The organism is Streptomyces sp. NPDC049954, assembly GCF_040656295.1.
Classification (GTDB): Bacteria; Actinomycetota; Actinomycetes; order Streptomycetales; family Streptomycetaceae; genus Streptomyces.
Window position 1 is genome coordinate 305,310 of the sequence record NZ_JBFALS010000007.1, and the last position, 20,147, is coordinate 325,456.

Genomic DNA, 20,147 nt, shown 5'->3' on the forward strand with positions numbered 1-20,147 from the left:
GCTCGCGGACGCGGTCCTCGCGGGACGCGCTTCTCGCTCCTGCGGCCGCTCTGTCCGCGAGCGCGCCCCCGACCTGCGAGGAAGCTCATGAGTGAACGTGTTGTCGCGCCCCGGAATCGTGGATTCCTGTTCTTCGACTCCCATCCCGCCGGCTGCGCGCGGGTGGTCGAGGACATGTGGCGGGCCACGCCGCCGCCCGTGGCGGACCTGCGCGAGGCGGGCGCGGACAGGCCCGTCGCTCTCGTCATCGGCTCCTCGGCCGGCTACGGGCTCGCCGCCACGGTCGCGGGCCTCGCGCACGCCGGGGTCCGGGGGATCGGGGTGAGCTTCGAGAAGGCGCCGGACCGGCGTACCGGGACGGCCGGGTGGTACCGCACGGCGGCGACCGCCGCGCTCGCGGACCGGCACGGGCACGACTTCGTGTTCCTCAACGGCGACGCCTTCGGCGACGCGATGAAGGACACCGTCGCCCAGCTCGTCACCGACCGCTTCGGCGGGAAGATCGACTACCTCGTCTACTCCGTCGCCGCCCCCCGGCGCACCGACCCGGACACCGGCGAGAAGTACGCCTCCGTGCTCAAGCCGATCGGCCGGGCACACCGCACCAAGAGCCTCGTCTTCGACGGCGACGGGCGGCCCGAGGTCACGACCGTGGAGACGGCGCCCGCCGAGGGCGACGACATCCGGCAGACCGTCGGGGTCATGGGCGGGGCCGACTGGCGGCGCTGGGTCGAGCGGCTCGCCGGACGCGGTCTGCTCGCCGAGGGGTTCACCACCGCCGCCCTGTCGTACATCGGGTCCCCGCTGACCGCCGCCCTCTACCGGCAGGGCACGATCGGGGCGGCCAAGGCCGACCTGGAGGCCACCGCCCGCGAACTGACCGACTACCTCAAGGCCCACGGCGGTCGCGCCGTCACCTCCGTCAACGGCGCCGCCGTCACCCAGTCGTCCACCGCGATCCCCGGCGTCGCCCTCTACCTCGGGCTGCTGCGGCGGGAGTTGGGGGACGGCCTGGTCCCGCCCATCGTCCAGCTCACCGCGCTCTGGGACCAGCTCACCGGCGTCGCGCCCCTCGACCTGGACGAGGAGGGCCGCGTACGGCTCGACACCTGGGAGCTGGACCCGGCGGTACAGGCGGCGGTCGGTGAGCGGTGGGGCGGCGCGGACACCGGGTCCCTCGGGGAACTCGCCGACCTCGACTGGTTCCGTACGCAGGTCGAGCAGCTGTACGGGTTCGCCGTCCCCGGGGTCGACTACAGCGCCCCCGTCGAGACCGACGTCCCCTGGCCCGCCGCCACTTGAGCCGAGACCGATGTCCCCTGGCCCGCCGCCACCGAGCCGCCGGACTCCCCGTACCGCGCCCGTGCGGACCTGACGGATCGCCCGTCGATGCCGGCCGGGGGCGGGCGCGGGGACGTAGATTCGCGGCATGACCCGGGAGAGAAGCTCCGACCCCCAGCAGCAGCCGTACGCGGGACGGGCCCGCGCCGGGACGGACCGGTCCGCCCGCCGGGCTGCGGGCGACGCCGTCCGGCGGGCCGCGCGCGGCTTCGTCCGGCGCGCCGACGCGGAGGTGTCGGCGTGATCGACCCGGCCGCCCACGTCCGGGTGGCCAGGCCCTCGCGTGATCTGGCCGCCGCCGAACGGTTCTACGTGCACGGCCTCGGGCTGACCGTGCTGTGGCGCACCACCGAACGCGTCCCGGGCGAGCACGACCTCGTGATGGTCGGACCGGCCGGTGGCGCCTGGCACTTCGAGCTGACGCACGACCCGGAACGTCCGCTGGAGCCGAGCCCCACGGTCGACGACCTGTTCGTGGTCTACCTCGGCGAACCCGTGGATGAGTCCCTCACCGGCCGCCTGGTCGCCGCCGGTGGCACCCGGGTCCCGGCGCACAACCCGTACTGGGACGAGCACGGAGTCACGGTCGCCGACCCGGACGGCTACCGCCTGGTGCTCTGCTCCCGCTCCTGGCCCTGAGCGAGCACGTGCACCGGTACGGGAAGCACGAAGGCGCCAAGGCCGCCTGATGGTGCCACCCGGGAGCCCGTTGGCCGGTGGTCCCGGCGCCTCCGGTGCCCTCCGGTGGGCGCCGGTGCCCTCCGGTGGCCGTGCGGCAGAAAGGTTCACCCGGTAGTGCTATTGGCCCGTTGGGGCGACAGTGCGTTGTCCGGGTGTGCCCGCTCCGCGCCGGTTCGGCATAGTTCTCGCCAAGTCGTTCCCGGTGTCGAGAACTCCAGAGGGCTCAGGTGCGCAGGTCTCTTTCGTTGGTGTGCACCGTGGTGCTGCTCGGCGCGATCGTCTCCGTGGTGGTCGCGGTCACCTCCTTCTCCGCCCCGTCCGAGACCACTCACCGCTGCGTGATGGAGGAGGCCCCTCCCCGGGTGAGCGGGGAGGGGCGGATCGAGGCGCGGGTGCGGCAGACCTGCGAGGGCGGCGGCTGGAAGACGCAGTGGGTGAAGGCCCGCATCCTCAGCCGGAGTTGCGAGCGCGGGTGCCCCAACAGGGTCGTCATGACCTACGCGCGCAGCCCGCTGCCGGACGGCGAGGGCCGGGTCGCCGAGTACCGCGGCGGTGTCGCGTGCGCGCCCTCCGACGAGCCCCGGTGGTTCGTCGTGGAGGGCAGCTCCTACCTCAGGGACGGCGAGTTCCAGACGCGCGGCTCGTCGGCCGCGGTCCGGCTGCCCTGCGGGAACTGACCCGCGAGGGCCTTCGGGACCCCGGAGCCCCTGAAGGCCCTCGTGCAGCGGTGGTTCAGCGTTCCGCGAGGCGGTCGAGGACGTCCTGCGTGGTGCCGCACTCGCCCAGGCGGGGGAAGACCCGCTCGACGCTGTTGGCCTGGGCCGCCGCGTCCATGTCGGTCATGGCGTCCGTGGGCAGCGTGACGTTGAGGCCCAGTTCGCTCGCGCTGCGGGCGGTCGACTCCACGCCGAAGGCCGTCGCGACCCCTGTCACCACCACCCCGGTGACCGCGCGGGCCGCCAGCCACTCGGCCAGGGAGGTCCCGGTGAACGCGCCCCAGCGCTGCTTGACGAGCACCAGGTCCTCGTCCTGCGGCTCCAGCTCCTCCATCAGGGCGTCCCAGTTCTCGGGCAGCCGCACCTTCAGCCGCCCCAGGCTCAGGGGCGCGTCGACCCGGGTCGGTGCGACGCCCCGCGAGTCGGCCCGCGTGAGCACCACCGGCAGGCCGCGCTTGCGGAACTCCCGTGCCAGCGCTGCCGAGTTGTCCACGACGCCGGTGACCGGGTCCGTGTAGGGGAAGGTGCGGACCGCGTTCTGCAGGTCGATGACCAGGAGTGCGGTCACGGGGTCCAGGCGGGTGACGGGCATGGGTCAGAACGTCCTTCCGAAGATCTTCTGTGCGGTGCCGATGTTGATCTCGTGCGCGGCGCCGGGTATGTCGGCCAGGTGCGCGTCGAGCTGCGCGGCGAGGGAACTCGCCACGCTCAGCGGAGCTGCCGGGGAGTCCGTCCCGAACAGCACGTGGTCGGGGCCGGTGAAGGCGAGCAGCCCCTGGAGGGTCGCCGGATGGGTGGACAGCGCCGTGTCGAAGTAGAAGCGGCGCAGGTCCTCTTCCACCGCCTCCCTGGTCACGTCCGGGTTGGTCGCCGTCAGCTCCTCGAACCGGGTGATCTGGTAGGGGAGGAACCCGCCCGCGTGCGACAGGACGAACTTGATGGACGGGAACGCGCGGAGCACCCCGTTCACCACGAGATGCAGCGCCGTCCTCGTCGTGTCGAAGGGCCACTCCGCCCACCCCGCCAGCCCCGGCAGGTCCGCGAGCCCCGGGGGAGAGGTCGGGTGGATCAGGACCACCGCCGCCCGCCGGTCGAGCGACTCCCACAGCGGGCGGAAGGAACTGTCCCCCAGGTACTTCCCGCCCGCGTTGCTCAGCAGCGCGATGCCGTCCGCCCCCAGCTCGTCCAGCGCGTACTCGGCCTCGGCCACCGCCTCCTCGACGTCGGGGAGCGGCAGGGAGGCCAGCAGCCCGAGGCGGTCCGGGCGCAGGCGCACCGCGTCCGCGCCGAACTCGTTGACCGCGCGCGCGAGCCGTCTCGCCTTCTTCGCGTCCCCGAAGTGCACGCCGGGGCTGGTGAGCGACAGCAGCGAGAACCGGGTGCCGATCGCGTCCATGGACCGCAGCGCGTTCGTCTCCGACCAGTCCGCGATCTGCGCGAGGTGCGGGTCGACCGAACCGGCGGCCTCCTTCCAGAAGGGCGGCGCGATGTGCTGGTGCACATCGACTCGTCCGCCGTCTGCGCCGCCGTCTCGTCCACCGTCGAGAACCATGGGGTTTCCTTCCGCGCTGAGTTACGGCCATGGGGGACACGGCCGTGAGAGGGGGCCCCGGGGCGCGAGGCTCGGTGTCCGGCGAACGAGCGTCGCGACGGCGGGGTGCGTGCCGGTACGCCGGAAGAGCGGCCCGGTAAGGCGGGTGCGGACCGGTGCGCCGGGCGCGGGGCGGGGACCGACGGCCCCCACCGCTCCGCACGGCTACACTTTAGTACCGTACCGTTTCGTACTTTGGAGTGTCCTCATGAGTGTGCCCACCCCGCAGCCGGTCCGTCGGCCGCGCGTCACGGAGGACCGCGCCGCGGACCTCCTTGCCGTCGCCCTGGACGTGCTCCGCGAGGTCGGGTACGAGGCGGTGACGATGGACGCCGTCGCGGCGCGCGGGCGGTGCAGCAAGGCGACCCTGTACCGCCTCTGGGGCGGGAAACCGCAGATGGTGGCCTCGGCGCTGCGTGCCGCCCGGCCCGCCGACACGGCGTCCGTGGACACCGGGACGCTGCGCGGCGACCTCGTCTCGATGGCCCGCCTGGTGGCCCGGCAGGTCGCCCAGGACACCCCGCTCGTCGCGGCCCTGGCGCACGCCGCCCTCCAGGACCCCGAACTGGCGCGGGCCATGCGGCAGACCCTGCTGACGCCCGAGGAGCTGGGGACCTTCGTGGAGCGGGCGGTGCGGCGCGGCGAACTGCCAGAGACTCCGGCGGCGGCCAGGTTCCTGCCGCAGATGTTCTTCGCCGCGTGCTTCACCCGGCACCTCTTCGAGGAGAACACCTTCGCCGACGCCGACTACATCGTGGAGTACATCGACGTGGCCGTCCTGCCCGCGCTGACCCGGGGGGCCGGTCCCGGGGCGTAGCGGGCTCACGCGGGAACCCCCACGGCCAGGGCCCGGTGCAGGCCGTCCACCAGACCGGGCAGGTCCGCCGCCGAGCGGGCGGTGCCGTAGACGTAGTGGTCGGGGCGGACGAGTACGGCGGTGAACCCGGCCTCGGCGAGGTGCTTGAGGTAGACGCCGTCGGTGTCCTCGGCCGCGTACGGGTTCCCGGCGGCCGGATTCCCGGCGGCCGGGTCCCCGGCGGCCGGATTCCCGGTCCCGGTGGCCTCCGCGGCGCCCGGTGCGGGGACGAGGTGCAGGACGTGGACTCCCGAGCCGGCGAGCCGGGACAGGCGTCCGGGCCCGAGCGCGGAGCGCGGGTCCTCCGCCGTGAGGAGGACGAAGCCCGCACCGGTGACGGTGTCCAGCAGCCCGGTGCGCCCCGCGCGCGTGACACGGCCCTGGAAGCTCAGGACGCCGTCCCACGCTCCCGGGGTGCCCTCGGGTGTGCGGTGCAGGAGCCCGGACGGCAGCCGGGGCGGCGGTACGGGCGGCAGGGCGCGGTCCGGGTCGGCGTCGTGGGCGAGGAAGTGCGCGTCGCGCCGCCGGGCCGCCTCCGGGTCGGTGACACAGATGACCTTGCCCAGCTCCACCGACATGCCGATCGCGTGCCGGACGTGCGCGGCGCGCTCCTCCCCGTACGTGTCGAGGAGGGCGGCACCGGCGCGTCCGCGCAGCACCAGGTCCAGCTTCCAGCTCAGGTTGGCGGCGTCCCGGATGCCTGAGCACATGCCCTGACCGGCGAACGGCGGCATCAGGTGCGCGGCGTCACCGGCGATCAGCAGCCGGCCCGCGCGCCAGCGCTCGGCCCAGCGGGCGCCGAAGGTGTACAGCGCGCTGCGTTCGACCACGCAGGTGTCCGGGGTCAGGCCCCAGGGTTCGAGGAGGAGCCGGACGTGTCCGGGCGCGGTCAGCTCCTCCTTGGTCTCGCCGGGCATCCGCATGAACTCGAAGCGCCGCCGCCCCGGACCGCCGGACACGACGGTGGTGGGCCGCCCGGGGTCGCACACCTGGAGGTTGGCCGGGGTCCACGGCGTCCGGTCGTGCGGCAGCACGTCGACGATGAGCCAGTCGTAGGTGAAGCCGAGGTCGGTGAAGCCGGTACCGATCGTGCGGGCCACGAGGCTGTTCGCCCCGTCGCAGCCGACGACCCAGCGGGCGGTGAACTCGCGTGCGCCCGCCGGGACCTCGCCTGCGTCCCCGTCCCCGGCGCCGGTGGTGCGGGCGGTGACGGTGGCGAACTCCGGTCCGTCCTGGGCCGAGAGCACCTCGTGGCCGCGCAGGACCGTGATCAGCGGATGGGCCTCGGCGGCATCGGAGAGGGCGCGTTCCAGGTCGGGCTGGTGGAACATGGTGGCCCGGGGCCAGCCGGAGCGGCCGGGTCCCGACCAGTCGAAGTTCAGCAGCGTCTCGCCGTGCGCGTTGCGCCACTCGTAGGTGTCGGCCGCCTCGACGACCCCGTCGAGAGCGGAACCGATGCCCGTACGGGCGAGGAGACGGGCCACCTCGTCGTCGTAGTGCACGGCGCGAGGGCGCGCGTACGGGGAGGGCCAGCGCTCCAGGACGGTGACGCGGTGCCCGGCGCGGGCCAGGTACAGGGCGGTGGTGAGCCCGGTGGGCCCGGCGCCGACGACGAGGACCTCGCAGTCGGGGGTGGTGGTGCTCATGGCGGCCGCTCACTCCCCGTCGCTGTGGGCGCCGGTCATGAGCGCGGCCAGGTCGTCGGGGGCGAGGAAGGACGGGGGAGGCGGCGGGCCCCAGGCGTACAGGGCCCGGGCGTCGTCCCACACCCCCGGCTTCCACAGCGCGTCGTCCACGACGCAGTCCAGGTCCGCGTAGTACTCGGAGAAGTTGCCCGCCGGGTCCTTCAGGTACCAGAAGAAGTTCGAGCCGATGAAGTGGCGGCCCAGGCCCCACACGTGCCGCCCGGGGTCGGCCTCCAGCATCGCGCTCGCCCCGCGCCCGACCTCGTCCACGTCGTCGACCTGCCAGGAGGTGTGGTGCAGGAAGGCGACGGGGGCCTGCTGCACGAGCACGTTGTGGTGATCGGTGGAGCAGCGCATGAAGGCGGCCAGGCCCGGCACGCTGTCGCTCACCTTGAAGCCGATGCCCTCCTGGAAGAAGCGCTGCGAGGTCTCCTGGTCGGTGGAGCCGAGCACGACATGGCCGAGCTTGCGGGGCCGGACCGGCGCCTCGCGCAGGATGCCGGGAGCGCGCTCGTGGAGACGGGGCGTCACCCCCGGCGCGTTGTACGCCGGTACGGGGCCCGGCCCGGAGCTGACCTGTGGGGCGATCTCGACGCGGACCAGGACCTCGGTGCCCGGGTCGTGCGCGAGGACGGCGCCCGGGGTGCGCTCGAAGGGCATGCCGAGCCGGGCCAGGGAGGCGGCCACACGGTCGAGGTCGTCCGGGTTCCCGGCGCCCACGCCCAGTTCGAGGAGGCGGCGGCGCGGCGCGTACGCGAGGTCGAGCTGCTCGCCGCCGTCGGCGGTGGCGAACACGCAGCGGGCCGCGCGGGCGGTCGCCTCGTGGACGGCGGCGGGGCTCGCGACGGCGACGGGGCTCGCGGTCCCCGCCGGGACCGCGGCCGGGCTCTTGACGGGGGTGAGCCCGAATTCCTGGTAGTACGCGGCTGTCGCGGCGACGTCCGGTACTCCCATGACGATGCGGGTGAGGCGGTGCAGGGACACGACGCGGTCCTTTCGGGGCCGGGGGCCGGGGCGGGCCGGGGCGGAGGAGGGGCGGGGGAACGAAGGGGGCGCGGCCGGGAGGAGTGACCGGGTTCAGGCCGCGCGCATCGTGTTGCGGAGCGTGCCGACGCCCTCGATCCAGCTCTCCAGGACCTCCCCGGGCCGCAGGAACCGCTTCGGGTCACGCGCCCCGCCGACCCCGGCGGGCGTCCCCGTGAAGATCAGGTCACCGGGCAGCAGCGGGCACACCGCCGAGAGCCGCTCGACGAGTTCGGGGACGTCGAAGACCATCTGCGAGGTGCGGCTCTTCTGGAACACCTCGCCGCCCGCCAGCCCGCAGCCCAGTTCCAGGTCGTCCGGGTCGGCGAACTCGTCGGGGGTGACCAGCTCGGGCCCGAGCGGGGCGAACCCCGGGTAGGACTTGCCGAGCGAGAACTGCGGCGCGGGCCCGGCGAGCTGGAGCCGGCGCTCCGAGAGATCCTGGCCGGCCGTCAGCCCGGCCACGTACGACCAGGCGTCCGCACGTGACACCCGGTGCGCCTCGCGGCCGATGACCACGACGAGTTCGACCTCCCAGTCGACCCAGCCCTCCGGCAGCTCCACGTCGTGCTCCGGGCCCGTGAGCGAGGTGACGAACTTCGTGAACACGGCCGGTTCCCCGGGCACCGCGAGCCCCGCCTCGGCGCAGTGGTCCCGGTAGTTGAGGCCGATCGCGAAGATCTGGCGCGGCGCCGGGACGGGGGCGCCGCGCACCGCGCCCGCCTCCGGTTCGCTCACGGCGGCCGTGGACAGCGCGCCCGCCGCCCAGGAGGCGAAGCCCGCCCAGTCCCGGAACGCGTCCTGCGGATCCGGGCCGAAGCGCCCCCCGCTCGCCCCGGCCACGTCGACCGGCCCCCGAGGAGTGACCAGTGTGAGCCTGCCGCCGATGTTCGCCATACGCATGAGGGGCCTCCCGTGCACCGCTGTGTGCTCAGTAGCTGACTGCCCGGCGGCAGCCATGTGACAGGAGTGTTGCCGCTGAATTTCGCCAGCGCAATGGATTAGCGATATTTTTCTTCATTGCCGTTAATCCGGACCCAACGCCGCCCCATCGCTACCGTGAGTGACGAAGGCGGGATCGGGGCGGGATCGGGGGCGGGCCTGGTGGGGCCTGGCGCGAGGTCGGCGTGCGGTGTGCCGTGCGGACCGGTGCGGGGGGTGCGGGGGTGCGCGCCCGGTGTGTGGGCGGGGGTGAGCGGGGACGGGCGTCTCGCGTGTGCCGCGAGCCGCCGATCAGGCTTTTCGCGGCCTTCGGTGTGCTTCGGTGCCGTTCGGCGTCCTTCGCGCCCTGTGGGTCCGCTCCTGTGGCGCCCCGGTTCGTGGGCCGTCTCGTGACCCGGTTCACGTGCTGGTTCGCGTGCTGGTTCGCCGGCCGGGTCGTTGGCCGGTTCGTCCGGGTCGGCCGCCTCTGTCCGGTGGCAAGTTCTACGTTCAACCTCTTGCGTTTCGTGATCCCGCCACTATGTTAGTACGAAACCGTTCCGTACGTAATGGCTCGGGAGTGGCCCGCGTGTCCGCACGCCGGAGCCCCCGGGCCCGCGCCGCGGCAGAGGACGAACACCAGGTCCGGACTGCCGTCGGTGAAAGGAGACACCGTGACTTCTGCCGGCCCCACCAAGGCGTCCGCCCCCTCGGCGGAGGAGGTCGTGGCCCACAGCCGCCGCCTCGTCCCGCTGCTGAGGGAGCGCGCGCTCGCCACCGAGGAGCTGCGCCGGCTCCCCGAGGAGACCGTCCAGGACGCCTACGACGCGGGCATCTTCACCCTGCTGCTCCCGCGCGACCTCGGCGGCTCGGGCGGCGACCTCGCCCAGGCGGTCCGGGTCATGCGCACCCTCGCGGAGGGCGACCCCACCGCCGCGTGGACCCTCGGCTTCCTGATGTGCCACAACTTCCTGCTGGCGCGCTGGCCCGAGGCGGCGCAGCGGGAACTCTTCACGGACGGCAGGCCGGCCCAGATGGCGGGCGTGGCCAACCCGCCGGGCCGGGCGAAGGCCGTCGAGGGCGGCTACGAGGTGTCCGGGCACTGGAGCTACTGCTCGGGCGTCATGCACGCCGACTGGGTGAGCCTCGTCGCGGTGATCGAGGGCGAGGACGTGCCGTGCTGCTTCCTGGTCCCGCGCGCCGACGTGGAGGTGCGCGACACCTGGCACGTCTCGGGGATGAAGGGCTCGGGCAGTCACGACGTCCTCGTCGAGAACCAGTTCGTCCCCGGCCACTTCGTGCAGCGCCTCGACGCCGAGTTCTCCCGGCACAGCCCCGGCGCCGCGCTGCACCCCGAACCCCTCTACTCGTACGACAGCCGCGACCTGATCATGCTCATCGTGCCGATCGTGATGCTGGGCGGGGCCGAAGGGGTCCTCTCCGGCTACCGCGAGCGGCTGGAGAAGCGGCGGGCCGCGTTCAGCCCCGTACTGACCGGCGACACCACCGCGGGCCAGATGCGGTACGCCCGCGCGACCGCCACGCTGCGGGCCGCCGCCGCCCTGCTCGACGACATGGTGCGGCGGATCACCGAGGCGAACGAGGCCGGGCCGGAGGAACTGAGCGCCGGGACGCGCGCCCTGCTCGAACTGGACTGCCAGACCATCGCGCGCCTGACCTGGGAGGCCACGCAGACCTGCCTCCAGGGCTCCGGCTCCAGCGTCTACAAGTCCAGCGACGTCACCCAGCACTACGTCCGCGACCTCCAGACCCTGCGCGGGCACGCCACGATCGACGACGACCACATCCTCAGCAAGGTGGGGGCGCAGCTGCTCGGACGCGTCCCCGAGGTCGCCGGCCGGCTCGTCGGCCAGTGAGGCCGGAGAGCGGGGAACGCCCCGGCCCCCGCCCACGCGCCGCGCGCGCGGCGTGCACCACCCGAGTAGAACGAGCTGAGGGACAGACATGACGTCGCAGGACACGTCCGAGATCATCGCGGTGACCGTCCGGTACTGCTGGGCCCTGGACCAGCGGCGCTTCGAGGACCTGGCACAGGTCTTCACCGAGGAGTGCCACGCCGACTACGGCGCCGACCACATCATGACCAGCCCCCAGGAGATCGGCGGCTTCTTCGCCAAGGTCGTCGACGCCCGCTCGGTGGACCGCTCCCAGCACCTCGTGACCAACCACGAGGTGGAGGTCGACGGGGACACCGCCACCAGCCGCTGCCAGTACCAGTCGCACTACTTCACCCAGACCACCGCGGGCACCGACGTGGAGGACGTCGGCGGCGTCTACTTCGACCGCCTGCGCCGCACGGACGAGGGCTGGCGCATCGCCGAACGCGTCGTGCGCACCCACTGGCGGCTCGGCGGACCCGACCCCTCGGTCGCCGCCACCCCGCAGAGCGCGGCCTCCTTCATCGTGGCCGGCACCTTCGCCGTCGACCCGGGCCGTCGCGCGGACGTCCTCGCCTCGGCCCGCCGCCTCGCCGACGCCACCCGGGACGAGGCGGGCGTCCTCGACTACTCGCTCACCCCCGACACCGACCCCGGCGCCGTACGCGTCCACACCCGCTGGCGCACCGAGGGCGACCTGCGGCGGCACCTGGACGACCCCCGGGTGCGGGCCTTCCGCCGCGAACTGGGCGCGGCGGGCTACCGCGAGGCCGCGCTGCGCCGCTACGCCGTCCGCGCGGAGACCCCCGCACTGATCCCCGCCCTCCCGATCGAGACCTCCGCCTGAGACCTCGGCATCCCGCGCAACCCGCAGTCGCGTTCCTGCGGTTCACGCGGTTCACCCAGTTCACGCGATTCAAAGGAGAGACGCCGTGACCAGCACTTCCACCAGCACGTCCACCGGTGCCACCGCGCGCACCGGCGTCCCCGCCCCCTCGCAGCACCTGCCCGCCCGGCTGCACCACAACGCCCACGTCGTCAAGGACCAGCGGGAGACACAGCGGTTCTACGAGGGCGTTCTCGGCTTCCCGCTCATCGCCACCTGGACCGAGGTGGACGAGCTGATGGGCGCGGAACGCACGTACTGCCACACCTTCTACGGCCTGGCGGACGGCAGCGCCCTGGCCTTCTTCCAGTTCGCCGACCCCGCCGACCAGGAGCAGTTCGAACCGCGGTTCCGGCCCTCGCCGTTCCTGCACATCGCCCTCCAGGTCGACGCGGACACGCAGGACGAGCTGACCCGCAGGCTCACCGGGAGCGGCTGGGCGCACCAGGTGATCGACCACGGGTACTGCGTCTCGCTGTACGCGACCGACCCCGACGGCCTCCAGCTCGAATTCACCCGCGACCACCCGGACGCGGAGCGGATCAACGTCGAACGCCGCGCGAAGGCCCACGCCGACCTCGACCGCTGGCTGGGCGGGGACCACAGCAGCAACAACCCGTTCCGCAGTGAGTCCTGACATGGCCGCGCGACACCGGCTCACCCTGACCTTCGACAACGGCCCGCACCCGGAGGGCACGCGCTTCGTCCTGAGGCAGCTCGCGGACCGGGACCTGAAAGCCACGTTCTTCCCGGTCGGCGACCAGATCCGCCGGCCGGGAGGCCGTCAGGTACTCGAAGAGGTCGCCGCGGCGGGACACGCCATCGGGAACCACTCCATGACGCACACCGTCCCGCTGGGCGAGAGCCCGGGCCCCGAGACGGTACGGCGCGAGATCAGCGACATGCGGCACCTCCTCGGTGAACTGGCGGGTCCCGAACCGCTGTTCAGGCCCTTCGGCGGTGGCGGGCACCTCGGTCCGCACCTCTTCAGCCAGGAGGCGCTCGACCACCTCGTGGCCGAGCGGTACACCGTGGCCCTGTGGAACAGCGTCCCCCGGGACTGGGAGGACCCCGACGGATGGAGCGAACGGGCGCTGCGCGACATCGGGCGCCGGCCGTGGACGCTCCTCGTCCTGCACGACCCCGTCGAGGACGCCATGCGGCACCTCCCCGCCTTCCTGGACCGCGTGCTCGACGACGGCGTGGAGATCACCGCACAACTGCCCCCGGACTGCGTGCCGATCCGCCGGGGCGAGATCACGGGTGACCTCGGCCCGCTCGTCACGAGGACCTGACCACCAGGGGTACGCAGAACGCGCCGGGCCGGGCGCGCACACCACGCCGGCCCGGCGCCACGCACATGGCACATCGCACATCGCACGAAGGGGAATGACCGGTGGACCGCACACAGACATTCGACGGCCGACAGTTCCGGAACGCTCTCGGGCACTTCGCGAGCGGGGTCACCATCGTCACGGCCGCCACGCGAGAGGGAGCGGTCGGCTTCACGTGCCAGTCGTTCACCTCGCTCTCCCTCGAACCGCCCATGGTGGCCCTGGCCCCGGGCAAGTCCTCGACGAGCTGGCCCCGGATCCGGGAGGCCGGAAGCTTCTGCGTCAACGTGCTCGCCGACACCCAGGAGGACCTGTGCCGCGCCTTCGCGGCCAGCGGTACGGACAAGTTCGCGGGCGTGACATGGACCCCGGGACCGAGCGGGGCGCCGCGCCTGCCCGGGGCCCTGGCCCACATCGAGTGCGCGCTCACGGAGGCGTACGACGCCGGGGACCACGAACTGGTCATCGGCGCGGTACGGGACATCGAAACGCACCACGGGCAGCCGCTGCTCTTCTACCGGGGCGGCTTCAACCGCCTCGGCGACTGAGCGGTGACCTGAGCCCGGTGCACCGAACGGCCTTACCCCTGCGCCAAGATGGGGCGATGCCGACCGACCCGGGCACGATCCAGCTGGACGTACACGAGCTGCGGGCCGTCACGGGCTGGGCCGCCGACCGCGCGAGCCGGGTGCTGCCCCTCTTCGAGCAGGCACATCCCGAGGACCCGCGCCCCCGCGCAGCCGTCGACGCGGCACGTGCCTTCGCACAGGGCGGCCCGCGCACCACGGCCCTGCGGCAGAGCGCGTGGGCGGCGTACAAGGCGGGCCGCGAGGCCGCCACCCCCACAGCCGCCGCCGCGGCCCGCTCCGCGAGTCACGCGGCCGCCGCCGCGTTCCTCCACCCCAAGGCCAGCCCCCACCAGGTGAAACACGTCCTCGGCTCGGCGGCACACGCCGCCCTCGCGGAGGAGACGGCGGGAAGGGCCCCGGCCGCCCCCCTGGAACGGGCACTCGACCACGCCCCGGACGCGGTCACCGCCGTACTCGCCCGCCTGCCCGCACCTCTGCCCGGGGGCGGACGCGTGGGGGAGCTGATCCGCGCACTCGACGCGGCGGCCCGCCGCCGAGGCTGACGGACGGACCGGCGGGGCGGCGGGCCGGCGGGCCGGGGCGACGGACGTCCGGCACACCGGCATGCCCTAAGTCCGGCCGGGCCGGGGCCGGGTCCGGTGCCCGTGACCCCCGCCCGGTCGGCAACGCCCCTCAGCGGCAGCGGATGCCCACGAGGGCCCGGCGAGCCCGGCCGTTCTTCACCGCGGCCACGCTCGCGTCAGGCTGTCGCGCAGCTCCGCCAGTGCCGTGGACCCCAGTTGACTGCCGAGCTCCTGCTCCAGGTCGTGAAGAATTCCCCAGGCGACCTCACGGCGCCGACAGCCCGCGTCGGTCAGCCCGATGAGGGTGCTGCGCGGAAAACCCGGCCCCGGCGTACTGGTCAGCAGTCCTTCGCCGAGAAGTTGTGTGACCGCGCGGTGCATCGTCTGGCGGGTGACTCCGGCACGGCGGGCCAGTTCGGCGATGCTCAGCGAGGTGTCCCCGTCCAGGTGCGCGAGCACGACCGTGTGCGCCGGGGTGATGGGGTCCACGCCTGCGGCGTCCAGGCGCTCCACCAGTTCGTCGGAGAACCACCGGACGCCTCGTTGCAACAGGTGGAGCAGCGGCGGGTCGACGTCCGGACGATCCTCGGCACCCATTGTTTGCGTCCCTCCGGCTCGCGAGATAACTTTCTGTGTCAGCATAGCTGACACAGAAGGAGTCCGGTTGCCATGACAGTCACTGACGTTGACGTCCTCGTCGCAGGGGCCGGCCCGGTCGGACTCACGGCGGCGTGGCAACTGGCCCGTCGGGGTGTCTCGGTCCGCCTGGTGGACGCCGCGCCCGGTCCGGCCACGACCAGCCGCGCCCTGGGTACGCACGCCCGCAGCCTGGAGATGTACGACCAGCTCGGGATCCTCGGGGACATCGCTCCGCACGGAACACGGGTCAACGCGTTCATCCGTCATCAGGCCGACCGCGCGTCCCGGGTCGACTACGACTTCGGCGACCTGACGACCCGGTTCCCGTACATGCTCAACATCGACCAGGTGATCACCGAACGCGTGCTCCGCGGACACGCCGCTGCGGCCGGGACCGAGGTGGAGTGGAACACCAGGCTGGAGTCCTTCCAGTACGACGACGACGGCGTCACGGCCGTGCTGGGCGGCGGCGACGGCTCCGGCGCGGGGCAGGAGACGGTGCGGGCGCGATACCTCTGGGGCTGCGACGGCGGACACTCGACCGTCCGCAAGACCCTCCGGCTCCCCCTGGCGGGCGAGACCGCCCACACCTGGCTGATCGCCGACGCGATCGTCCACACCGGGCTGGACCGAGACGGCCTGCACTGGCTGTTCCCGTCCGGCGGCGCGCTGATGCTGTTCCCGTTCCCGGATCCGGGCAAGTGGCGGCTCCTGGACACGACCGGCGAAGGAGACGCCGAGCGGCCCGGAGAGATCGCCCGGCAGTTCAGCGCCAAGTTGTCGCAGGCTCTGGGGCGCGACACCCTCGTGGACAACCCCACCTGGGCGTCGAAGTTCACCATCCAGCAGCGCGCCGTACCCGCGATGCACGTCGGGCGGTGTTTCGTCTCGGGGGACGCGGCCCACGTCCACTCCCCGGCGTCCGGGCAGGGCCTCAACACCGGCATCCAGGACGCCTGCAACCTGGCGTGGAAGCTGGCCATGGTCGTGCACGGCCACGCCGACCCCACGCTGCTCGACACCTACGACGCCGAGCGCGTGCCCATCGGCCAGGCCCTGCTCGCCTCCACCGGAAAGGTCATGAACACGGCCATGGTCGAGGACACCACCGAGGACCCCCAGGAGTCCGATCGAGGCTTCATGCGCCAGCTCATCCGGAACATGTCGGGCCTGAGCATCGCTTACCCCGACAGCCCGTTGACGGTGCCCGACGACGAGCCGGGCGAGGGGCCACGACCTGGCCGGCGACTCACCCAGATCTCCGCCGCCGACGCTCAGGCACCCGGCTGGACGGCACTGCGCGCCTCGCTCAGGACCTCGGCCTGGCACCTGCTCGTCTTCGACGACGGCAAGCACGCCACCCGCCGGGACCAGGCCACCGCGGGGACCGAGTCACTACCGGCCTGGCTGGACAAGGTGACGATCAGCAGGCACCGGCCGGACGGGGACGGCGACGCTGTGTGGGATCCGGACGGCCGGGTCCAGGACACGCTGGCCGCGACCGACGGGGACTGGATCCTCGTACGCCCGGACGGCTATCTCAGCGCCCGCGGTACCGGCGACCCCGGTCTCCGCGCCGCCCTGAACCGGTTGACGAGCCTGCACTCGGGGGAGCCGTCAGGCGGGTGATCAACCGGTTACGAGGGTTTCGGCAGCGATCAGCACCCCGTGACGGGGGAGGGAACCCACCCTGCTCCGCCATGACTTCGCGGACGACGTGACCCGGCCGCACGACGGGGTGTGGGTATGGCGGGCGGACTTCGCCGTACCGGACGTCCCCGAGGCCCGGGGCTGGTCCGCGCGCTGGACACCTTGACGGCCACGCCGCCGGGGCTGGGGGCGCGGCGGCGCCGTCGTCACCTCACCACGTCGTGGCGAGCCACGCGGCGACTCCCGCGAGTGCGACGAGGCTGAAGTTGAGGCCGGTCTCCCTCGCCTCGCCGCGGGACAGGTGCAGGGCCGCCGCCAGTATCTGGAGCACGGCGAGGCCGAGCGCGGCCACCACGGCGAGGGCGGGCGCGATCCCCGTCAGCGGCGGCAGGACGAGGCCGAGGACGCCGAGCACCTCGATCACGCCGACCACCCGGACCAGCCACATCGGGACCGTGTCCACCCAGCCCATCATGGGCGCCAGCCGCTCCTTGTCCTGCACGGCCTTCTTGCCGCCCGAGTAGAGGTAGAAGACCCCCAGCAGCCCGGCGACGATCCAGTAGGCGAGCCTCACGTGCTTCGTCCTCCGTCGATGTGACAAGTGGTAAGTAACCGCATGGTCGGTGACTATGAGGGCCCCTGCAAAAGGCACACGGGTGTGCGTGGCGGCAGGCAGGGCGAACGGTCCGGGCGCGCGGCCAGGACGGAAGCGTGGCAGGCCGGACGACGGCGCGGCCGGACAGCGCACGGACGAACAGGCGGAGGGCGCCCGATGTCGAAGTACCGCAGGTCCTGTCTCATCCGCGGTGACGGCGGCCGGGCGGTCCGGGGCGTCCTGGACCGCGTCGGCGACAAGTGGAGCCTCCTGGTGGTGGCCACGCTCGACGGCGAACGTCTGCGGTTCACCGAGCTCCAGCAGCGCGTCCCGGGCATCTCCCAGCGCATGCTGACCCGCACGGTCCGCCACCTGGAACGCGACGGCCTCGTGTCCCGCACCGCTTTCCCCGAGGTCCCGCCACGCGTCGAGTACGAACTGACGGCGAGGGGCCGCACCCTGATCGAACCCGCCGTGAAACTGGCCGAGTGGGCCGCCGACCACAACGCCGACATCGAGCGGAGCCAGGCGGAGTACGACGCGCGGGAGCACTGAGCCCGGGGACGGGACGGGGACGGGACGGACCGGTCTGGTCCGGCTCCGGGGCCGGCCCCGGACCGCCGTGCCCCACCCCGTGGTCAAGGTGGTCAAGTCCCCACCTTCGCCCGGCAATCCGGTGGCCCCGGGACGGTCACCAAGGGCATGATCACCCTGCCCGCCGGACCCCGCACCGGGGGAGCGGCGACCTGTCGCAGGACCACGAGCCGAAGGAGCCCCATGACGCAACCGAACCAGCGGCCGCAGCAGGAGACGCCCGGCCCCGGGCCCCTGCCGGTCACCGACCCCGAGACCCTCCACCCCATGCCGGGGCAGCCGCGCGTCGTGCTGCTCAAACCGCTCGTGACCTCACCGCTCATCGAGGTCGGCGCGTACACGTACTACGACGACCCGGACGAGCCCGAGGCGTTCGAGACGCGCAACGTCCTCCACCACTACGGGCCCGAGCGCCTCGTCATCGGGAAGTTCTGCGCCCTCGCCGCCGGGGTGCGCTTCCTCATGAACGGCGCCAACCACCGGATGGACGGCATCTCCACCTTCCCCTTCCCGACGATGGGCGGCCCCTGGGCCGAGCACTTCGGGCTGCTCGCCGGACTGCCCGGACGGGGCGACACCGTCGTCGGCAACGACGTGTGGCTCGGCGACGGGGCCACCGTGCTGCCCGGCGTGCGCATCGGACACGGGGCGATCGTCGGCGCCGGGTCCCTCGTGACCCGCGACGTGCCCGACTACGCGGTCGTCGGAGGCAACCCGGCCCGCGTCCTGCGCCTGCGCTTCACCGAGGACGAGATCGCCCGGCTGCTCGCCCTCGCCTGGTGGGACTGGCCCGTCGAGCACCTCACCGCACACGTGCCCACGCTCATGACGGGGGACGTCGCGGCCCTCGAAGCGGTGGCCCCCGTGGGGAGTTGAGCGCCGGGCGCCCACCCGGCGGCCCTCGCCTCAGCGCAGCCCGCGCCGCCGCGCCTCCAGCACCGCCGCGCGCGGGCCGGTCACCGGGTCGCCGTGGCCCGGCAGCAGCAGACCGGCGCCCAGCTCCGCGATCGTCTCCAGCGAGGCGAGCGCCTGCGCGCCGTCCTGCGTGAAGCCCTCGCACACCAGGGTCGGGCCCCGGTGGCCGGTCAGCCCGTCGTACGTGACGAGCGCGTCGCCGGTGAACAGGACCCCGCTGCCCGGGAAGCGGAAGCCGACGCTGCCGCCGGTGTGGCCGGGCAGCGCGACCACCTCGGGCCGCCCCGGCACGGAGTCCAGGGTGCCCGGGCCCGCGAACGTACGGGCCCCGGACACGGCGGGCGCCGTGAAGCCGCCCTTCAGGCCCATGTGCAACGGGGTGCCGGCCGCCGCCGGCCTGCGCGCCAGATACCCCAGCATCGAGCGCTGCGGCCTCGCGTGCCGCAGCGCGCTGCGCGGACCGTCCCGCAGGATCGGCGCGTCCCTCTCGTGCACCCAGATCTCCGCCCCCGCCCTCCGCAGCGGGGCCAGCAGACCCGTGTGGTCCGGGTGCGCGTGCGTCAGCAGGACCGCCCGCACGTCCGCCACCGAACGCCCCGAGGCCGCGAGGAACCGCTCCAGCCCCTTCCGGTGACCGGGCAGGCCCGCGTCCACCAGGACCGGCCCCTCCGACTGCTCGACCAGGTAGTAGTTCACCACCGCGTCCCCCAGCCGGAAGACCCCCGGAGCCACCTCGGCCCCCGGCCGCCGCGTCGCTGCTCCCATGCCGACTCCACCTCATTCCGTTACAGTCGACTGTAACGGAATGACGGGGCCGATGGGAGAATCCGCAGGTGAACTCCGCCGCCGCCGTACCGCCCGCCCCTGATCCGTCTGATTCGTCTGATGCGTCTGATCCCTCTGGTTCGTCCGGGGCGCGGCGCCGCCCGTACGACACCAGTTCGCGCCGGGCCGCCGCGCGCGCCCACCGGGCCGCCGTACTGGACGCGAGCCGCGAACTCTTTTTGCGCGACGGGTACCGGGCCACCACGATCAAGGCGGTGGCCCGGGCGGCAGGGGTCTCCCCGGAGACCGTCTACAAGGGCTTCGGCACCAAGGCCGCCCTCCTGAAGGCGCTCTGGGACGTCACCCAGGCCGGCGACGACGAACCCCTCACCATGGCCGAACGGCCGCTACTGCGCGGCGTGCTGGACGCGCGCGCGGACCTCGGCGAGACGCTGTGGCGGTACGCGGGCTTCGTCGCGGACACCCACGAGAGGCTCGCGGACCTCGTCCTGCTGCTGGAGCAGGCGGGCCCCGACGCGAGCGGGATCGTGGCCGAAACCGACACCGAACGGCTACGCGGCGTGACCGCCTTCCTCGGTCACCTCGCGGAACAGGGCCTCCTCGGACCGGGAGCGGAACGCGCCCCCGGGTACGCCGCCGACGCGGGCTGGGCCCTGACCGGTCCGCTCCTGTACGTACGGCTCACCCGCGAACGCGGCTGGAGCGCCGCGACGTACCGCCACTGGCTGCGGGACATGCTGAGCGCCGCGTGGGGCCCCGAGGGGGCGGGAGGACCGGCGGGGGAGTGACCGAGGCGGGAACGTCGGTCATCTTTCCTTCACTTTTCCTGGTCGCTACGATCACTTCGTTCACGCAAGTGATCGTTCTGTGTTCAAAAGCGGCC

General features: G+C 73.3%; 23 protein-coding genes. 15 read left to right on the forward strand and 8 right to left on the reverse strand.

All coding sequences use genetic code 11. The features are described 5' to 3' along the window. Positions 1-87: 87 nt before the first annotated feature. The 4 genes from AB0J21_RS18335 to AB0J21_RS18350 all read left to right on the forward strand — a co-directional run bounded on the left by AB0J21_RS18335 (position 88) and on the right by AB0J21_RS18350 (position 2,699). Positions 88-1,302, forward strand: coding sequence for an enoyl-[acyl-carrier-protein] reductase FabV (locus AB0J21_RS18335; RefSeq protein ID WP_363147010.1), 1,215 nt, complete (start codon positions 88-90; stop codon positions 1,300-1,302). 127 nt (positions 1,303-1,429) lie between these two features. Then, complete coding sequence (locus AB0J21_RS18340; protein ID WP_363147011.1) at positions 1,430-1,585, forward strand: hypothetical protein; 156 nt, start codon at positions 1,430-1,432, stop codon at positions 1,583-1,585. Then, on the forward strand, positions 1,582-1,980 hold the full coding sequence (locus tag AB0J21_RS18345; RefSeq protein WP_363147012.1) for a VOC family protein: 399 nt from the start codon (positions 1,582-1,584) through the stop codon (positions 1,978-1,980). The genes AB0J21_RS18340 and AB0J21_RS18345 overlap by 4 nt, the downstream gene beginning before the upstream one ends. A 269-nt stretch (positions 1,981-2,249) precedes the next feature. Further along, complete coding sequence (locus tag AB0J21_RS18350) at positions 2,250-2,699, forward strand: hypothetical protein (protein WP_363147013.1); 450 nt, start codon at positions 2,250-2,252, stop codon at positions 2,697-2,699. A 55-nt stretch (positions 2,700-2,754) separates the two neighbouring features. Here the strand turns inward: AB0J21_RS18350 and AB0J21_RS18355 are convergent, their stop codons facing one another. Together AB0J21_RS18355 and AB0J21_RS18360 are read right to left on the reverse strand one after the other, a co-directional pair. Further along, on the reverse strand, positions 2,755-3,330 hold the full coding sequence (locus AB0J21_RS18355) for an isochorismatase family protein (protein WP_363147014.1): 576 nt from the start codon (positions 3,328-3,330) through the stop codon (positions 2,755-2,757). 3 nt (positions 3,331-3,333) lie between these two features. Next, positions 3,334-4,290 carry an amidohydrolase family protein gene (locus tag AB0J21_RS18360; RefSeq protein WP_363147015.1) on the reverse strand — a complete coding sequence of 319 codons (957 nt, stop codon included), beginning with the start codon at positions 4,288-4,290 and terminating at the stop codon, positions 3,334-3,336. 247 nt (positions 4,291-4,537) lie between these two features. On the opposite strand from AB0J21_RS18360, the gene AB0J21_RS18365 reads away from it, so the two are divergent. Then, complete coding sequence (locus AB0J21_RS18365; protein WP_363147016.1) at positions 4,538-5,146, forward strand: TetR/AcrR family transcriptional regulator; 609 nt, start codon at positions 4,538-4,540, stop codon at positions 5,144-5,146. A gap of 5 nt (positions 5,147-5,151) precedes the next feature. Here AB0J21_RS18365 and AB0J21_RS18370 read toward each other — a convergent pair whose 3' ends face one another. From AB0J21_RS18370 to AB0J21_RS18380, 3 genes are all read right to left on the reverse strand, one after another. Beyond that, a complete protein-coding gene (locus tag AB0J21_RS18370; RefSeq protein ID WP_363147017.1) occupies positions 5,152-6,831 on the reverse strand; it encodes a bifunctional 3-(3-hydroxy-phenyl)propionate/3-hydroxycinnamic acid hydroxylase in 1,680 nt (559 codons plus the stop codon). A 9-nt stretch (positions 6,832-6,840) separates the two neighbouring features. Further along, positions 6,841-7,854 carry a VOC family protein gene (locus AB0J21_RS18375; protein WP_363147018.1) on the reverse strand — a complete coding sequence of 338 codons (1,014 nt, stop codon included), beginning with the start codon at positions 7,852-7,854 and terminating at the stop codon, positions 6,841-6,843. A gap of 93 nt (positions 7,855-7,947) precedes the next feature. Beyond that, a complete protein-coding gene (locus AB0J21_RS18380) occupies positions 7,948-8,796 on the reverse strand; it encodes a fumarylacetoacetate hydrolase family protein (protein ID WP_363147019.1) in 849 nt (282 codons plus the stop codon). A 692-nt stretch (positions 8,797-9,488) separates the two neighbouring features. Between AB0J21_RS18380 and AB0J21_RS18385 the strand changes: the two genes are divergently transcribed. The 6 genes from AB0J21_RS18385 (at position 9,489) to AB0J21_RS18410 (ending at position 14,064) form a co-directional block, all read left to right on the forward strand. After that, positions 9,489-10,691 carry an acyl-CoA dehydrogenase family protein gene (locus AB0J21_RS18385; RefSeq protein WP_363147020.1) on the forward strand — a complete coding sequence of 401 codons (1,203 nt, stop codon included), beginning with the start codon at positions 9,489-9,491 and terminating at the stop codon, positions 10,689-10,691. Positions 10,692-10,779: 88 nt separating this feature from the next. Continuing rightward, on the forward strand, positions 10,780-11,559 hold the full coding sequence (locus AB0J21_RS18390; RefSeq protein ID WP_363147021.1) for a nuclear transport factor 2 family protein: 780 nt from the start codon (positions 10,780-10,782) through the stop codon (positions 11,557-11,559). Between the two features lie 85 nt (positions 11,560-11,644). Beyond that, positions 11,645-12,235 carry a VOC family protein gene (locus AB0J21_RS18395; protein WP_363147022.1) on the forward strand — a complete coding sequence of 197 codons (591 nt, stop codon included), beginning with the start codon at positions 11,645-11,647 and terminating at the stop codon, positions 12,233-12,235. A gap of 1 nt (position 12,236) precedes the next feature. Then, positions 12,237-12,893: a polysaccharide deacetylase family protein gene (locus AB0J21_RS18400; RefSeq protein ID WP_363147024.1), complete on the forward strand. Its 657-nt coding sequence runs from the start codon at positions 12,237-12,239 to the stop codon at positions 12,891-12,893. A gap of 101 nt (positions 12,894-12,994) precedes the next feature. Further along, positions 12,995-13,480: a flavin reductase family protein gene (locus AB0J21_RS18405; RefSeq protein ID WP_363147025.1), complete on the forward strand. Its 486-nt coding sequence runs from the start codon at positions 12,995-12,997 to the stop codon at positions 13,478-13,480. Positions 13,481-13,536: 56 nt separating this feature from the next. Next, entirely contained in the window at positions 13,537-14,064 is a 528-nt protein-coding gene (locus AB0J21_RS18410) for a putative immunity protein (RefSeq protein WP_363147026.1), read from the forward strand. Between the two features lie 177 nt (positions 14,065-14,241). Here the strand turns inward: AB0J21_RS18410 and AB0J21_RS18415 are convergent, their stop codons facing one another. Then, positions 14,242-14,682 (reverse strand): MarR family winged helix-turn-helix transcriptional regulator, encoded by a 441-nt coding sequence (locus AB0J21_RS18415; protein ID WP_363147027.1) that lies wholly within the window; start codon positions 14,680-14,682, stop codon positions 14,242-14,244. A gap of 72 nt (positions 14,683-14,754) precedes the next feature. On the opposite strand from AB0J21_RS18415, the gene AB0J21_RS18420 reads away from it, so the two are divergent. Next, complete coding sequence (locus tag AB0J21_RS18420) at positions 14,755-16,353, forward strand: FAD-dependent oxidoreductase (protein ID WP_363147028.1); 1,599 nt, start codon at positions 14,755-14,757, stop codon at positions 16,351-16,353. A 232-nt stretch (positions 16,354-16,585) separates the two neighbouring features. Here the strand turns inward: AB0J21_RS18420 and AB0J21_RS18425 are convergent, their stop codons facing one another. Continuing rightward, complete coding sequence (locus AB0J21_RS18425) at positions 16,586-16,948, reverse strand: DoxX family protein (RefSeq protein WP_363147029.1); 363 nt, start codon at positions 16,946-16,948, stop codon at positions 16,586-16,588. A gap of 198 nt (positions 16,949-17,146) precedes the next feature. On the opposite strand from AB0J21_RS18425, the gene AB0J21_RS18430 reads away from it, so the two are divergent. After that, entirely contained in the window at positions 17,147-17,524 is a 378-nt protein-coding gene (locus AB0J21_RS18430) for a helix-turn-helix domain-containing protein (protein WP_363147030.1), read from the forward strand. Positions 17,525-17,830: 306 nt separating this feature from the next. Further along, on the forward strand, positions 17,831-18,439 hold the full coding sequence (locus tag AB0J21_RS18435) for a CatB-related O-acetyltransferase (protein ID WP_363147232.1): 609 nt from the start codon (positions 17,831-17,833) through the stop codon (positions 18,437-18,439). A 30-nt stretch (positions 18,440-18,469) separates the two neighbouring features. Here AB0J21_RS18435 and AB0J21_RS18440 read toward each other — a convergent pair whose 3' ends face one another. Next, on the reverse strand, positions 18,470-19,243 hold the full coding sequence (locus tag AB0J21_RS18440) for an MBL fold metallo-hydrolase (RefSeq protein WP_363147031.1): 774 nt from the start codon (positions 19,241-19,243) through the stop codon (positions 18,470-18,472). 68 nt (positions 19,244-19,311) lie between these two features. Here AB0J21_RS18440 and AB0J21_RS18445 point away from each other — a divergent pair, with 68 nt between their 5' ends. After that, a complete protein-coding gene (locus AB0J21_RS18445; protein ID WP_363147032.1) occupies positions 19,312-20,052 on the forward strand; it encodes a TetR family transcriptional regulator in 741 nt (246 codons plus the stop codon). Positions 20,053-20,147: the final 95 nt, after the last annotated feature.

What these genes read in the sequence shown, in the direction of transcription:
- AB0J21_RS18400 (WP_363147024.1), top strand. Translation starts at nt 12,237, where the DNA reads ATGGCCGCGCGACACCGGCTCACCCTGACCTTCGACAACGGCCCGCAC.
- AB0J21_RS18415 (WP_363147027.1), bottom strand. Translation starts at nt 14,682, where the DNA reads ATGGGTGCCGAGGATCGTCCGGACGTCGACCCGCCGCTGCTCCACCTG.
- AB0J21_RS18340 (WP_363147011.1), top strand. Translation starts at nt 1,430, where the DNA reads ATGACCCGGGAGAGAAGCTCCGACCCCCAGCAGCAGCCGTACGCGGGA.
- AB0J21_RS18370 (WP_363147017.1), bottom strand. Translation starts at nt 6,831, where the DNA reads ATGAGCACCACCACCCCCGACTGCGAGGTCCTCGTCGTCGGCGCCGGG.
- AB0J21_RS18380 (WP_363147019.1), bottom strand. Translation starts at nt 8,796, where the DNA reads ATGCGTATGGCGAACATCGGCGGCAGGCTCACACTGGTCACTCCTCGG.
- AB0J21_RS18410 (WP_363147026.1), top strand. Translation starts at nt 13,537, where the DNA reads ATGCCGACCGACCCGGGCACGATCCAGCTGGACGTACACGAGCTGCGG.
- AB0J21_RS18435 (WP_363147232.1), top strand. Translation starts at nt 17,831, where the DNA reads ATGCCGGGGCAGCCGCGCGTCGTGCTGCTCAAACCGCTCGTGACCTCA.
- AB0J21_RS18360 (WP_363147015.1), bottom strand. Translation starts at nt 4,290, where the DNA reads ATGGTTCTCGACGGTGGACGAGACGGCGGCGCAGACGGCGGACGAGTC.
- AB0J21_RS18390 (WP_363147021.1), top strand. Translation starts at nt 10,780, where the DNA reads ATGACGTCGCAGGACACGTCCGAGATCATCGCGGTGACCGTCCGGTAC.
- AB0J21_RS18420 (WP_363147028.1), top strand. Translation starts at nt 14,755, where the DNA reads ATGACAGTCACTGACGTTGACGTCCTCGTCGCAGGGGCCGGCCCGGTC.
- AB0J21_RS18440 (WP_363147031.1), bottom strand. Translation starts at nt 19,243, where the DNA reads ATGGGAGCAGCGACGCGGCGGCCGGGGGCCGAGGTGGCTCCGGGGGTC.
- AB0J21_RS18430 (WP_363147030.1), top strand. Translation starts at nt 17,147, where the DNA reads ATGTCGAAGTACCGCAGGTCCTGTCTCATCCGCGGTGACGGCGGCCGG.
- AB0J21_RS18355 (WP_363147014.1), bottom strand. Translation starts at nt 3,330, where the DNA reads ATGCCCGTCACCCGCCTGGACCCCGTGACCGCACTCCTGGTCATCGAC.
- AB0J21_RS18335 (WP_363147010.1), top strand. Translation starts at nt 88, where the DNA reads ATGAGTGAACGTGTTGTCGCGCCCCGGAATCGTGGATTCCTGTTCTTC.
- AB0J21_RS18365 (WP_363147016.1), top strand. Translation starts at nt 4,538, where the DNA reads ATGAGTGTGCCCACCCCGCAGCCGGTCCGTCGGCCGCGCGTCACGGAG.